This window comes from Veillonella sp. 3627 (genome assembly GCF_003992195.1).
GTDB lineage: Bacteria > Bacillota > Negativicutes > Veillonellales > Veillonellaceae > F0422.
The window spans coordinates 121,137-135,086 of the sequence record NZ_RQVG01000004.1; the positions used below are offsets into that span (position 1 = coordinate 121,137).

A 13,950-nucleotide genomic window follows, 5' to 3' on the forward strand; every position below is an offset into this window, starting at 1 on the left:
TGTTTTAACACTTGAGTGTTTGTTCATATTTTTATTATATCTATAAATTTCTATTTTGTCAACATATGATTGTATATTCATTTATATTTTTTTATCCTATTTTCATATTATCTCTATAATAAAAAGGCACCCTATTACTTAGAGTGCTAAAAATCGCTGTATCCGGATTCAAACCGCATCTTTATAACAATATGTTATCTTCGTGGTATTCCACAATGTATTCTTACAGACAATATAAAAAGTGTAATGCTGACAGCAAGAAGTCATGGTACCCAGGGTCAACCGCAACCTAAAGCTGAACAGTTTAGTAAGAATATGGGGTTTCGCTTCCAACCATGCATGTCTGACCGACCATAAACTAAAGGAACGGTAGAGTACCAAATGAAAATACTAGATGAATTACATGCCTACCAAGGGCAACTTAGCTTTGATGAGCTCAACGAAAATGTAGACAAAATTACATTATGTAGTAACCTTTCTATTTCAGGGTTATAGGACAAAATGAGTTGGTAGACTATGTCCCTACACGACAAAGAGGACTTAGCCTAATGGCCAAGTCCTCTTCGCTGTATAGTTGTTATGTAGTGACATATATCTTGTATAACTACAAGTAGGGAAGATATCACAATGCCTCCTGCTACATAGTTGGGCATACATGCTAGCAGGAGGACTTATATTATTTACTGTAGAAAATACGGACAGAGTTAAAGATACAAAGAATGGATACCCCTGTATCTGCAAAAACTGCCACCCACATATTTGCAAAGCCAAATACACCAGCCACCATAACGATAATTTTTACAGCAATGGCGAAGAAAATATTTTGCCATGCAATGGACAAGGTACGTTCTGCAATACTTAAGGAACGCCATACGGAATCTAGGTTGGAATTCATATATACCACGTCTGCTGCTTCGATGGCAGAGTCTGCACCGCTACCCATGGCACCGCCTACATCAGCACCTGTCAACACAGGAGCGTCATTGATACCATCACCTACGAACATGACAGAACCATGCTCGTTGCGAAGAGATTGCACCACTTCTAATTTATCTTGTGGTAATAACTCAGCACGCACACCTTGAATACCTACTTCTTGGGCAATATGGTTCGCACTGGATGCTACATCACCTGTGAGCATCACTGTATGATATCCTTTTCCATTCATACGACGGATGGCCTCTTTAGAATCCTCTTTCACAGCATCGGCAATGACGATACGACCTACATATTGACCATCAATAGCTACGAATACTTCACTACCATATACATGTTCAATGGTTGGTACCGTTACATGTTCTGTTTCTAATAAACGACCATTACCAACCAATACGGTATGGCCTTCTACAGTACCTACCATACCATGACCAGAGATTTCTTTTACATCCTTAGCCGTATTAAACTCTACTCCTCTACGCTGTACTTCTTCTACAATGGACATAGCAATCGGATGTGTAGAACCAGCTTCTAGAGCCGCTGCATATTGCAACACTTCATTATCTGTATAAGTACCAGCTACTTCTACTGTTTGTACGTTAAAAGTGCCTGTTGTGATAGTACCAGTTTTGTCGAAAGCAATTGCTTTCACTCGGCTCATAGCCTCGATCGCTTTACCACCTTTGAACAAGATACCTTGTTTAGAACCAGCACCGATACCAGAGAAGAATGCCAAAGGCACAGACAATACAAGAGCACATGGGCAAGATACTACTAAAAATGTTAAAGCTGTATAAATCCAATATTGCCATTCTCCTGTGAATAGAGGAGGTACTACGGCAACGATAATCGCCAATGCCACTACGATTGGCGTATATACGCGAGAGAAACGAGTAATAAAACGATCAATCTTTGGTTTCGATGCCGCTGCATGTTCCACAGCATCAAGAATACGCATAACCATGGAATCTTTTAATTCATGCGTTACTTCTAAGACAATGCGTCCATCCACATTGATGCAACCAGACATCACTTCTGTACCTACGGTAGCGCTCACTGGAACTGGTTCACCAGTTACCGCTGCTGTATCGATACGCGTAGTACCTTCTACTATACGGCCATCCAATGGAATACGATCACCAGGACGAATTTCGATATGAGACCCTACTTGTACATCTTCTGGATTCACCACCTGCACGCTACCATCACAAACGATTAAACGTACTTCTTCTGGACGAAGATCCACTGCATCCATGACCGCATTACGACTGCGTTCTGTAGCACGTTCCTCAAAATAAATCCCTACTTGGAAGAACAACATAACCCAAACAGCCTCTACATATTCACCGATGATTAACGCACCAATAGTAGCAACAGACATCAAGAAGTTTTCATCGAATAATTTACCTTTCATGAAATTTTTAATTGCTGCCCATACAATGCGCCATCCTAGTATAGCAAAAGTTACCACCAACAATGGAATCATATATTGCTCAGGCACCCAGTTAGTAAACTCTGCTACCACTATCACGATAGCGCCTATAATAATCCCCAATAAACTAGAATTATGCTCATGGTCATCCTCTACTTGTTGTGCTTTTTTAGGTGCACGCACAAATGGTACCACTACTACGCCATCTTCCGTAGCATCGCACACCGCTTGGATTTGATCTCGTAACATATCTGTATCTTCTATACTAGATGTAATACGTAATTGCTGCGTACCAAGTGTAAATGTTGCTGCTGACACAGATTCTAGTTGATTTAATTTTGCTTCAATCACGCTAGCACAATTGGCACAATTCAAATTTTGTAGTTTAAAAATGCGTTCCATCGTATCTCCTTATGAAATTATAATATGTAACCTTACTACTTACTTTACTGTTTGTTTTAACACTGCTTTAACACTTAAGTGTTTGTTTATATGTTATCGTCGTGCCAGTAAACCAACAGCGATTTTTTATTTGTTCCATTATCCCATAGATTTAATAGATTTTCAACTAAAGCGTTTGTATAGGCAAAGATAATTTTGGGTAATTATTAGGTAAATTTCATTTTTAGTTCTAATATCTAGTTAAACCCAAATATCTCTTAATATGCTCTACGATTGTTATAGATGTTGTCCTATTTCTCCTTGACTTTGCCCCTCTGATAAGATGTAATATAAGTAAGAGAAAGAGCAGTACATGACACTAAGGAGGCCTACCATGATTCCTATCGATTCTGCTTTACATGGAGATGTAATCATCTACCAATCAGGACAAGAAAATATTTCAACTAACGTTTTATTTAAAGACGAAACATTTTGGATGACACAAAAAGATATGGCGACGTTGTTTTGCGTCCAAGTGCCAGCCATTAACAAACATTTAAAAAATATTTTCGCTGAACAAGAACTATCTGAAGATTCAGTTATTTCCAAAATGGAAATAACTGCCAGAGATGGTAAAATCTATAGCACTAACTTCTACAACCTAGACGCCATCATCGCTGTTGGCTACCGTGTAAACTCAAAAGAAGCTACACAATTCCGTATTTGGGCTACCAAGGTATTGCGTGAATATATTGTGAAAGGTTTTGCCCTTAATGACGATATGTTAAAGAACGGAACTCCCTTTGGTCAAAACTATTTCAAAGAGCTTTTACGTAGAGTTCAATCCATTCGAGCCAGCGAACGTCAAATCTATCAACAAATTACAGATATATTCGCAGAATGCTCCATTGATTACGATGTACAGGATCCTTTTACCCGTCAATTTTACGCTATGGTGCAAAACAAATTCCATTATGCTATCACAGGCAAAACTGCAGCTCAAATTATTTATAATGCCGTTGATAGAGATAAGCCACACATGGGATTACAAACTTGGAAAAGCTCCCCTCATGGGCGTATTCATAAATCCGATGTAACCATCGCAAAAAATTATTTAACCGCCGACGAAATACGTAAACTAGAACGAACTGTATCCTCCTTTTTTGACTATATCGAAGGCATCATCGAACGGAAACATACTTTCACCATGAAAGCCTTTGCTGAAAGCGTAGATAAATTCCTATCTTTCAACGAATACGAAGTGCTCACTAATAAAGGGCATATTTCAAAACTACAAGCTGATAAGAAAGCAGTTACTGAGTATAAAGAATTTAATCGTACGCAAAAAGTATTCTCTGATTTTGACAGAATCATACACAAGCAAAACAAGTAATAGAGCAAATCAAAAATGAGAAAACCCCGTAAACACGTATGTTTACGGGGTTTGTTATTTGCTTGAATTATTCAGCTGTGATTGTTGCTACTGGGCAAACGGATTCGCAAGAACCGCAATCGATACAAGTATCATTGATTTCGTATTTAACTTCGCCTTCAGCAATTGCTCCTACTGGACAAACAGAAGCACAAGAACCACATTTAATGCATGCATCACCAATAACGCGCATGAGACACCTCCATAAAAAAATAGAATTCGCTAACTTTATGATTATCATTTAACTAAGGTACTTACCTTTTTTACATTCTCATTATTGCACGTTTTTTTAGTCTTGTCAAATACTTGTCTATACTTTTTGTATCCAATTTTTACAATTGATGTTGCATTTTTTGTATCACTGAACCTATATATTATGCTATTTGATAGAATTTATCATTTGTATTCAACTATATATACCAAAAATAACTATAGGTGCCTATATTCTCAATTATTACTTCTCAATATAGTTTTTGATAATAATTATATTATCAATTAGATATCTATGAACACAAACTAGTTTCCATCCAGTTAGTGCAACTGATTCGATTCATATCCCATGACTCGTCGCTTAATCTTGTACAGCCGTACCCGCTGGTAATCGATTTCATCATGACACACCAAAGTTGCCACATCAACCTGCAAAGTCTTGGCGATCAAATACAACACCTGCACAGATGTCCCTAAGGAACCTTTAGCACCTTCAATTTTTGCTAAATAACTTGGACTAATACCACATCGTTTAGATAACTCTTTTTGTGAAAGTCCCTGACAACGTCTAACCCAAGCAATTTTTCTGCCTAAACAAATACAAAACTCTTCATACTCTGGCATAGATTCCATTGATTGTAAATGCGTCCCCATCTCTATACACCTCATTTCAAAAGTATATAACCGAACTGCTCTACTCACATTATATATAGGTAAAATTCATAAATCAAGAGCATATCTGATACGATGGTTTTCTAAAACGCTGTTCTACAGTGATGAGAGGGATGCTCCTCAACTTTCATCAGTCCCTGTATACACAAAATTATCTAATAAGTGCAACAAAGTCTGCAGATCATATCTATGAATATCATCATATTCTACCTCCATCAAAAATAACACCAACTTTTTACTTTCTCTCTAGCCCTATCTGTCCAGACCGGAGAATCCTAGCCTCAGTTATAATGTTATCATCCCAAGTGGATTGAGAGGTAATCCCCTCATCAGTAATTCGTATTTCTTTCTGTATACGCTTCGATGGCTTGCCTTGTACTAATTCTTCATGGTATAGGCCTTCAAGGGTAGTTACATCTGAAGCTGATATAGAATTCCCTGAAACAAGTTCTTTGGGAAGTTGATCATGCAGGCTAGATGGATCTTTACTTAATCGATGAGAAGATGTTATTTCTTTACTTTCACCATTTTCCATATACACAAAATCATCTAATAAGTGCAACAAGGTCTGCAAATCATATCTATGAATATCATCATATTCAACCTCCATCAAAAATAACACCAACTTTTTACTTTCTCTCTAGCCCTATCTGTCCAGACCGGAGAATCCTAGCCTCAGTTATAATGTTATCATCCCAAGTGGATTGAGAGGTAATCCCCTCATCAGTAATTCGTATTTCTTTCTGTATACGCTTCGATGGCTTGCCTTGTACTAATTCTTCATGGTATAGGCCTTCAAGGGTAGTTACATCTGAAGCTGATATAGAATTCCCTGAAACAAGTTCTTTGGGAAGTTGATCATGCAGGCTAGATGGATCTTTACTTAATCGATGAGAAGATGTTATTTCTTTACTTTCACCATTTTCCATATACACAAAATCATCTAATAAGTGCAACAAGGTCTGCAAATCATATCTATGAATATCATCATATTCTACCTCCATCAAGTATCGATGTGTAGGATCCTCTTTCATAATCATATCGATGGTGAACCTTACATAGGGTCCATCCTGTGTAGGCTGTTCAAATCGATCCCAGCGAACCGCTGTCATATCTTCTCGAGATAGAAGACCTCCTTCAGATACTGTGTGCTTTTTAAAGGTATGTGGATTGTTTCGGCGCCAAATCTCCATGTACTCCACATCTGTCATACCTTGGATAGGTTGGTCATACCAGGTAGTATTCCACTGTTCTTGAGATACTCCTTTCGGCGGTACATTATCTCTACGTGTGACCATCATATTCACATCTTTGTCTAGTTGCAACAGAACCCCTACTACATGCCCACTGTCTGTAGGTACAACCTTATCAATCCAAGTAAGACTTTGTACATCCCAAGGAATGGCAAAACGAAAATGCCCTTTCCGACTACTAATATACGTATGGTTCGGTATATTTTCTGTTTCCTCACCTTTTGCAAGTAGACTACTGTCTGTATAGTGATCCCCTACAGGAACGGGCATACCTGCTGGCATATCTACTGGCATTCCTTGCTGTTCTATGAATGTAACCTTAGGTTTTGCCTCTATATCTTCTGCCATACCTACAACACCTGTGAAAGTGGCCATCGCCATCCCACATATTACAGCTTTCCACCATATGTTTCCAACTAGTTTGCTTTTCATTCGTTGATTTCCTTTCTTATCTGCACCTCTATACATCCTATGTCAAGTTTTATACTCATCTAACGTTGACCTCATCTCAATATCTATATAGACCCCAATAGTTTTTGTCGTGTTATTGTATATGTACCAACTACATACCTAGTATACCATAGATAAAAAGAGAACCCACTATTGTGAGTTCTCTTATATACTACTATACAGTTGCTATATCTTATAGTTTATCCAAGGCTTGTGCTAAGTCAGCAATGATATCCTCAACATTTTCAATACCGATAGATACACGTAATTGTTCTGGTTTTACACCTGCTGTCAATTGTTCCTCAGGGCTCAATTGGGCATGTGTTGTACTTGCTGGGTGGATAACCAAGGATTTAGCATCCGCCACATTGGCAAGGTTAGAGAAGATTTCAAGAGCATCAACGAATTTGATACCTTCCTCTTTGCCACCTTTCACACCAAATGTAAACACTGCGCCAACACCATTTGGGAAGTATTTGTCAGCCAACGCTTTATATGGGCTGTTTGGCAATTCAGGATAATTTACATAAGCAATTTTTGGATGGTTTACCAAGAAATCTACTACTTTACGAGTGTTTTCTACATGGCGTTCTACACGCAAGGACAATGTTTCAATGCCTTGAATAATCAACCATGCTGCTAGTGGAGTAATGGCTGCCCCAGTGTCACGCAATAATTGAGCACGTACTTTCACAGTGAAAGGAATTGGAAGATCGCCGTATACTAAACCATTGTAATGTACGTCGCCTTCTACGAATCCAGGATAACGGCCGCTTGCTTTGTAGTCGAACTTGCCACTTTCCACAATCACACCAGCGATAGTTGTACCATGTCCTCCTAGGTATTTAGTAGCGGAGTGAACTACTACGTCTGCACCGTATTCAAATGGACGGAATAAGTATGGAGTACCGAATGTATTATCCACGATCACGATGATACCATGAGCGTGAGCGATCTCAGCAATAGCTTCTAAATCTACCAAGTTAGCTCCTGGGTTACCAACAGATTCTACATATACAGCTTTTGTGTTATCATCGATAGCTGCTTTGAACTCTTCTAAATTATCTGGGTTCACAAATTTTGTAGTGATACCGAAACGTGGCAATGTAGCGCTGAATAAGTTATACGTACCACCGTATAATGTGGATGCCGCCACAATATTGTCCCCAGCAGATGCTACGTTTTGGATAGCATAGGCAATCGCTGCAGAACCAGAGGCTACGGCGATGGCACCAGCACCACCTTCTAAAGCGGCTACACGGCCTTCCAATACGTCTTGTGTAGGGTTACCTAAACGAGTGTAGATAGGACCTGCATCCGTTAAGGCAAAACGTCCTGCTGCTTGTTCTGCATCTTTAAATACATACGATGTTGTTTGATAAATTGGCACCGCACGGGAACCTGTTGCATCTACTGTATGACCTGCATGTAATTGTAATGTTTCAAATTTGTAATTGCTCATGTTAAACTCCTCATCATTCTTAAATCTTTACTATCTATTGACTAGGATTAAATGACCCAGTCTTGTATATATGCTTCTTCAATCGGTCTCGATTGCAATTCACTGACCTCATATGGTGTTTCTTGGTACACATAATAGTTTAACCAGTTTGAATAGAGTATGGTCGATGCAGATCGCCATCGAATGATGGGCTCTTTCGTCGGATCATCATCAGGGAAATAATTTTCTGGAATTTCAATCTCTAATCCTAACTTTCTATCCCTATCATACTCTTGGTATAAAGTATCTCGATCATATTCTGGATGTCCAAAGATAAACACATGTTTATTATCATAGGACCGGGCGATACCAACACCTGTCTTATCCGCGCGGGCTAGTACTTCTAACTGAGGGTGAGCGTTGATTTCGCTTTCACTCACCGTCGTATGCCGTGAATGAGGCATATAGAAGAGTTCATCTAGGCCACGCATAAGCATGGGCTTACTGTTCTGCACTTCTTGTTCATATACGCCGAACAACTTGGTAGGTAAATCTTCCTTATGGATACCGAAGTGCTTATAAATCCCAGCTTGGGCTCCCCAACAAATATAGAGAGTAGAACACACATGGGTTTTGCTCCATTCCATAATTTCTGAAAGCTCATCCCAATAATTCACTTCCTCAAAAGGCATTTGCTCTACCGGAGCACCTGTTATAATCAAACCATCAAAGTATTGATCTTTGATTTCCTCGAAAGTTCTATAAAAGGTTTCCAAATATTCTTGACTTGTATGACTCGCTGTATAGGACGCCGTGTACAGAAAGGTAACCTTTGTTTGTAACGGTGTATTACTCAAAGCGCGAAGCAGTTGAATTTCTGTAGTCTCTTTCCGTGGCATCAAGTTCACAACCACAATGTGGAGTGGTCGAATATCTTGTGACTCTGCCCGTTCCGAATCCATGACGAATATATTCTCTTCTGAAAGTTTCCCTATGGCTGGTAATCCTTTCACTACTCGTATAGGCATTCAATCCACCTCTCTTTCCAGTAAAACCTATCGATTAACGATGAATTAAGTATACTAGGATGTCCATCATATGTCAACAATATACGTACATTTATCCTTATACAGGATACATATTATTATATATAGCAAAAAACTATAAGGAAAGTTATAAACATATATTTTCCCAATATTGCTTATATGTCATACATACCCTTGAAATCTATTCTATTATATCAATATGTTACTTTTACACACTTTCAGAAAAAATAACTTGCTATTGAGTGGATTTTGATATATAATTTCATCAACATATATAGATGTCATTTTTCATTACATGTAATAGCAATTTACAGTAAATGAGCTATATATCAACAGGCCTGTGATACTATAGAAACTATGATGTAAGTACGCCCCTTATACATCATCCATGACAATCATGTTAGGTAATATTATATATAAGGAGGTAAACTATGAGTCAGTCTTATATTAAACACTCATTACTGATGACAGCCACTGACATCCAAGATGATTCCTACACTGATGAAGAACTTGTGGCCTTCATCCAAGCTGGATATCATCATATGACTGTTATCTTATGTCAAAGGTACGTACCTCTCATTACAAAATACGCGCATGTGCGCCAACTCCGTTCTATAGACAGTGATTTAGAGTCTGCCTTATGGGAATGTTTCTTGCAGGCTATTAAGACCTATGATATAACTAGCAACATCCCCTTTGCTGGCTTTGTAAAATCTCGCATACGCTTCACCCAGTGGAATCTATATCGAAAGAGTCTGCGACAATGGACTCATGAAACGGTGTTAGCCCCACAAGAAGATGAAACAGATCCCTTAGTATCTATCCCATCTAGCCATGATACTGCGGAGGAAGCCATTCATCATTTAGAACTATTAGCATTACACACAGCTCTATCAGAAATGGAGCCGGTGCATGCAAACCTATTACGGCAAGTCTTGCTAAAAGGCAAATCCATCAGCGAAATTGCTAATACCTATGGCATGAGTCGACAGGCTATGCATAAGAAATACAAACGAGCGCTCGCCTTGCTAAAAGAGGCTTTAGAAACAGTTCAATAACATAACATTGAAAAGAAGTAAAACCTGAATCTCTTAAAGAGATTCAGGTTTTCTTATCATGCAGTACACTAATATATAACAATAGCCATCCTGCTATGTATCAGCAGGATGGCTACGGTAATCCTTGGTACTAAGTCTTATCACTATCATTTACATATACCCTTCTTGGTGTGGTTCTCAGCTGTCTAAAGGTCCTATCCTACCTTATCGTTTTAACCACTTTAATACCCAAAGGGTAATTCTAATAATTTTTAATGCTTTTTCAAGCTTTTCCATATTACGCCTCTAAAGCGATGGCATTATTTCGCACAACCCCTACCAAAGGATAGGCATATAGCTTGCCCAATGCATCGCCTACAGCTTTCACATCCTCATCCGTGGCACTTTCATTGACATAGGCAAAATTAGCCACTTTAAGATTATGTGCACCTTCACCTTTTTTAAATTGTAATTGTAATTTGGTTACCATTGTTGTTGTCATAGTCTAATCCTCCTTATTCTACCACTGTGGACTCTGTAGTCACTAATGCACCATGTTGAAAGTTACTCAATCGTTGATCTTTACGACCACGAAGTACATCTTTCTCCACCATCAGTTGACCTACTGTGTCAATTTCAGTTTTTGTAACACCTTCTTTAGGAAAAGCTACCACAATATTGACTTCTTCTTTAGATGTGTCTGTAAAGACCAAATGTAATTCTTTTTTTACTACTGTACTTGCTGCCATAATTCTCTCCTTTCCTAGTACCAAGTCCTTACACTTAGATACATTCAAAAAAAGAAGACTTGTCAACCAAATACAAAAAAGACTGTATATACGGTATGATATATAACTATCATGTAACTTATTGATAACTACTGGCTCAGCTAATAGTTACACCCTATAAGTTATAACATTTTATTATTATTTTACTTATTCCTATCTTTTTGATATATTATATGTGTCGATGTGATACTCGACAGGAACTATGAACCTCATATGTTCCAGCCTTTCAAACTACTTACATATGTGATAACGGTGACTTCCCATACACACCTACAGTTATCACAAAGAAGCCACCTGCTCGTCCCCATACGAGTCGGGTGGCTTTCACCTTATATACATAATTCTAGAGTATAGTTATCCTACCAGCACATTCATATTAGTTAGCACCTACTATACGTAAAGTAGTAGCACCTATCTAATACGGTTATTACTGGTTAAACATAGATACTAAGATTACAACTAAAAAAGGAGTGATACTATGAATCATACCATCTATTTAGGAGGCGGTTGTTTTTGGGGTGTGGAAAGCTACTTTCAACGCATCCCCGGTATTGTAGATACTGAGGTAGGCTACAGCAATGGCACTCATCCGCATCCTAGTTATGAAGAGGTTTGCCGTGGCAGCGGTCACGTAGAAACTGTCAAGGTTACTTATGACACCTCTGTGATTTCCCTTTCTAAGGTACTACAATATTTTTTGCGCATTATTGATCCTTTTAGTATCAACAAACAAGGTAACGACGTGGGCATTCAATATCGCACTGGTGTGTATTACGAACATTCTGAGGACAAAGCAATCATCGAGTCCACGTTAGAACGTGCTAATAGCCATTACCAAAAGCCTTTTGCCATCGAAGTGTTACCCTTACAGTCATTTTATCCAGCTGAAGAATATCATCAAGACTATTTAGATAAAAACCCTAATGGCTATTGCCATATTAATGTATCCAAGGCTTACGAGCCTTTAATCGATGAAAAGGAATACCAACGCAAAGCAGATGATGTATTACAAAAAGAACTTAGTGAATTAGAATACGCTGTAACACAACATAGTGCTACGGAGCGACCTTTCTCTCATGCCTATACAGACGAATTTCGCCCCGGCATTTATGTAGATATCACCTCTGGAGAGCCTCTTTTTATCTCCGCTCAGAAATTCGACTCTGGTTGTGGTTGGCCTAGTTTTGCACAACCGATCAACAGCGATGTCATTCGTTACTATGAGGACGATAGTTTAGGACATCGTCGCATCGAAGTACGCAGTCGCATTGGAGACGCTCATTTAGGGCATGTCTTTGAAGATGGCCCTCAGTCCATGGGAGGTCTCCGGTATTGTATCAACGGCGCAGCCTTACGCTTTATTCCTTTAGAAAAACTTGAGGAAGAAGGATATGGTAGTTTGCGTAAGTTCGTAGAACGTAGCGAAGCTCTATCCCAAAATTCTTAAGAACATTACCATACAATAGATGGGCATATGTCCAATATCATTTTTACTACTACAGTTCATCGTAACTGACAACACAAAAGACTGTAAACTCAGGGCTATATTTCCATGTGTTTACAGTCTTTTATTGTTATATAGATAATATATGATTATGTATTCTGTCTATAGCGATAGAGCTAGCATCCTTGAACACTATGTTTATACTGCTAAAGTACGTATATCCCTATAGATTATGCATAGGCTATTGTATCCCTATAAAGTCTGTATCTTACAAATGCAGAAAATTAGACATGCCAAGAAATCCACGCAATGGTATCTGTTGTATGGTTTTCTAATTTTCCGTCTACAGCTTTCTCCGATAAAAATTCACGAATTTCTTCTTTAATCATTTCTAAGTCGCCACCTACTTTTCGATGTACACGTAAGCAGAAATAATCGACTGCTTCATCGACGGTTAAGGTTTCTACTTCCTCTACCGTTTTATAAGTAATATTTACATTCTTTCCGATTTCGTTAACTGTACCCAAGCAATCTTGTAACATGGATTCCCATGGGCTTCCACTTACACCATATCGCTCAGAATAGATGGCATCTAAGTATTCATCTTTTCGATCTGCAAACATAATACATAAGCAGTGTTTGCGACTCGCCTGATGTAAAGCACGTAAATTAGCTGTATCCGACATAATAGGGCAGAAAATACTATATACTAAATCAAATTTCTTCTCCCATCCTAAAGCTTGTCTAGCTTCCTCTGACCACGGTCCTAGCCATAAATCTAAAGAAAGTCCTTCCTTTTCACTAATTTGTTTTGCCCCTTCTAGCATTCCTGTAGACAAGTCTACACCGGTTACTTTTACCCCATTACAAGCTAGTCCCATGGCATAATCCCCAGTACCACAGCCTACATCAAGTGCTGTTTCTCCTTCTGCTGGATGAATCCCTAATTCTTGTAATCGTGCTACAAAGTCCACTACTTGCGCTACACGATCCTCACGTTTGTGCATATTGACAAAGAATTTGGATGTTTGATTCCAAGATTGTTGTTCCTCTTGCCAGCCCTCCATGGAAACAGGCATTGTTGTGATTGTACTCATAGAAACCTCCTTATCACTTTATATTTAATAGGATAGATATCGTTTACACTAATATTACTACTATACATTATATACGATATACAGCAAATTATATATGATAAAAATTATCAATTCATATATCTTAATTATACAATACAATACGTGTTTATACTGTGTCTATAGCAACAAAATCTGTACAACTATACAAGAAGTATTAGAATGCAAAAAAGCGACCTTTCGGTCGCTTTTATCGTTAGAATCTAGGATTCGATTATATTATGCTTCGATAGCTGTAACAACACCAGCGCCTACTGTATGGCCACCTTCGCGAATCGCGAAACGTAAACCTTCT

The 13,950-nt window shown here is 38.5% G+C and carries 14 protein-coding genes; 3 read left to right on the top strand and 11 right to left on the bottom strand.

The window, feature by feature from the left end:
- Nucleotides 1–676 precede the first annotated feature (676 nt).
- A complete protein-coding gene (locus EO114_RS03470) occupies nt 677–2,770 on the bottom strand; it encodes a heavy metal translocating P-type ATPase (protein WP_127061560.1) in 2,094 nt (697 codons plus the stop codon).
- Nucleotides 2,771–3,143: 373 nt separating this feature from the next.
- Here EO114_RS03470 and EO114_RS03475 point away from each other — a divergent pair, with 373 nt between their 5' ends.
- Complete coding sequence (locus tag EO114_RS03475; protein WP_127061562.1) at nt 3,144–4,142, top strand: virulence RhuM family protein; 999 nt, start codon at nt 3,144–3,146, stop codon at nt 4,140–4,142.
- A 67-nt stretch (nt 4,143–4,209) separates the two neighbouring features.
- On the opposite strand, the gene EO114_RS03480 is transcribed toward EO114_RS03475, so the two are convergent.
- The 6 genes from EO114_RS03480 to metA all read right to left on the bottom strand — a co-directional run bounded on the left by EO114_RS03480 (nt 4,210) and on the right by metA (nt 9,235).
- Nucleotides 4,210–4,374 (bottom strand): 4Fe-4S binding protein, encoded by a 165-nt coding sequence (locus tag EO114_RS03480; RefSeq protein WP_127010996.1) that lies wholly within the window; start codon nt 4,372–4,374, stop codon nt 4,210–4,212.
- A gap of 338 nt (nt 4,375–4,712) precedes the next feature.
- Nucleotides 4,713–5,045 carry a helix-turn-helix domain-containing protein gene (locus EO114_RS03485; RefSeq protein ID WP_206168664.1) on the bottom strand — a complete coding sequence of 111 codons (333 nt, stop codon included), beginning with the start codon at nt 5,043–5,045 and terminating at the stop codon, nt 4,713–4,715.
- Nucleotides 5,046–5,298: 253 nt separating this feature from the next.
- Nucleotides 5,299–5,676 (bottom strand): hypothetical protein, encoded by a 378-nt coding sequence (locus EO114_RS03490; protein ID WP_127061564.1) that lies wholly within the window; start codon nt 5,674–5,676, stop codon nt 5,299–5,301.
- Nucleotides 5,677–5,692: 16 nt separating this feature from the next.
- Nucleotides 5,693–6,748: a hypothetical protein gene (locus tag EO114_RS03495; protein WP_127061566.1), complete on the bottom strand. Its 1,056-nt coding sequence runs from the start codon at nt 6,746–6,748 to the stop codon at nt 5,693–5,695.
- 211 nt (nt 6,749–6,959) lie between these two features.
- Nucleotides 6,960–8,228, bottom strand: a complete 1,269-nt coding sequence (locus EO114_RS03500) for an O-acetylhomoserine aminocarboxypropyltransferase/cysteine synthase family protein (RefSeq protein ID WP_127061568.1) — start codon at nt 8,226–8,228, stop codon at nt 6,960–6,962.
- Nucleotides 8,229–8,275: 47 nt separating this feature from the next.
- Entirely contained in the window at nt 8,276–9,235 is a 960-nt protein-coding gene (gene metA / locus EO114_RS03505) for a homoserine O-succinyltransferase (protein WP_062401463.1), read from the bottom strand.
- Between the two features lie 449 nt (nt 9,236–9,684).
- Between metA and EO114_RS03510 the strand changes: the two genes are divergently transcribed.
- Nucleotides 9,685–10,311, top strand: a complete 627-nt coding sequence (locus EO114_RS03510) for an RNA polymerase sigma factor (RefSeq protein WP_127061570.1) — start codon at nt 9,685–9,687, stop codon at nt 10,309–10,311.
- A gap of 277 nt (nt 10,312–10,588) precedes the next feature.
- On the opposite strand, the gene EO114_RS03515 is transcribed toward EO114_RS03510, so the two are convergent.
- The gene (locus EO114_RS03515) at nt 10,589–10,792 is read right to left on the bottom strand and encodes a DUF1659 domain-containing protein (protein ID WP_009353480.1); all 204 of its coding nucleotides are present in this window, start codon (nt 10,790–10,792) and stop codon (nt 10,589–10,591) included.
- 13 nt (nt 10,793–10,805) lie between these two features.
- The gene (locus tag EO114_RS03520) at nt 10,806–11,039 is read right to left on the bottom strand and encodes a DUF2922 family protein (RefSeq protein WP_009353472.1); all 234 of its coding nucleotides are present in this window, start codon (nt 11,037–11,039) and stop codon (nt 10,806–10,808) included.
- Nucleotides 11,040–11,556: 517 nt separating this feature from the next.
- Between EO114_RS03520 and msrB the strand changes: the two genes are divergently transcribed.
- On the top strand, nt 11,557–12,525 hold the full coding sequence (gene msrB / locus EO114_RS03525; RefSeq protein ID WP_127061572.1) for a peptide-methionine (R)-S-oxide reductase MsrB: 969 nt from the start codon (nt 11,557–11,559) through the stop codon (nt 12,523–12,525).
- Nucleotides 12,526–12,806: 281 nt separating this feature from the next.
- Here the strand turns inward: msrB and EO114_RS03530 are convergent, their stop codons facing one another.
- Both EO114_RS03530 and EO114_RS08045 read right to left on the bottom strand, forming a co-directional pair.
- Nucleotides 12,807–13,619, bottom strand: coding sequence for a class I SAM-dependent methyltransferase (locus EO114_RS03530; protein WP_127061574.1), 813 nt, complete (start codon nt 13,617–13,619; stop codon nt 12,807–12,809).
- 255 nt (nt 13,620–13,874) lie between these two features.
- Nucleotides 13,875–13,950: hypothetical protein (locus EO114_RS08045; RefSeq protein WP_164723757.1), on the bottom strand; the 76-nt coding region annotated here is incomplete at its 5' end.

Excerpts from the sequence above, each read along its gene's own strand:
- EO114_RS03470 (WP_127061560.1), bottom strand. The coding sequence starts at position 2,770 with ATGGAACGCATTTTTAAACTACAAAATTTGAATTGTGCCAATTGTGCT.
- EO114_RS03495 (WP_127061566.1), bottom strand. The coding sequence starts at position 6,748 with ATGAAAAGCAAACTAGTTGGAAACATATGGTGGAAAGCTGTAATATGT.
- EO114_RS03500 (WP_127061568.1), bottom strand. The coding sequence starts at position 8,228 with ATGAGCAATTACAAATTTGAAACATTACAATTACATGCAGGTCATACA.
- EO114_RS03520 (WP_009353472.1), bottom strand. The coding sequence starts at position 11,039 with ATGGCAGCAAGTACAGTAGTAAAAAAAGAATTACATTTGGTCTTTACA.
- EO114_RS03475 (WP_127061562.1), top strand. The coding sequence starts at position 3,144 with ATGATTCCTATCGATTCTGCTTTACATGGAGATGTAATCATCTACCAA.
- EO114_RS03515 (WP_009353480.1), bottom strand. The coding sequence starts at position 10,792 with ATGACAACAACAATGGTAACCAAATTACAATTACAATTTAAAAAAGGT.
- metA (WP_062401463.1), bottom strand. The coding sequence starts at position 9,235 with ATGCCTATACGAGTAGTGAAAGGATTACCAGCCATAGGGAAACTTTCA.
- EO114_RS03485 (WP_206168664.1), bottom strand. The coding sequence starts at position 5,045 with ATGGGGACGCATTTACAATCAATGGAATCTATGCCAGAGTATGAAGAG.
- msrB (WP_127061572.1), top strand. The coding sequence starts at position 11,557 with ATGAATCATACCATCTATTTAGGAGGCGGTTGTTTTTGGGGTGTGGAA.
- EO114_RS03510 (WP_127061570.1), top strand. The coding sequence starts at position 9,685 with ATGAGTCAGTCTTATATTAAACACTCATTACTGATGACAGCCACTGAC.
- EO114_RS03480 (WP_127010996.1), bottom strand. The coding sequence starts at position 4,374 with ATGCGCGTTATTGGTGATGCATGCATTAAATGTGGTTCTTGTGCTTCT.
- EO114_RS03530 (WP_127061574.1), bottom strand. The coding sequence starts at position 13,619 with ATGAGTACAATCACAACAATGCCTGTTTCCATGGAGGGCTGGCAAGAG.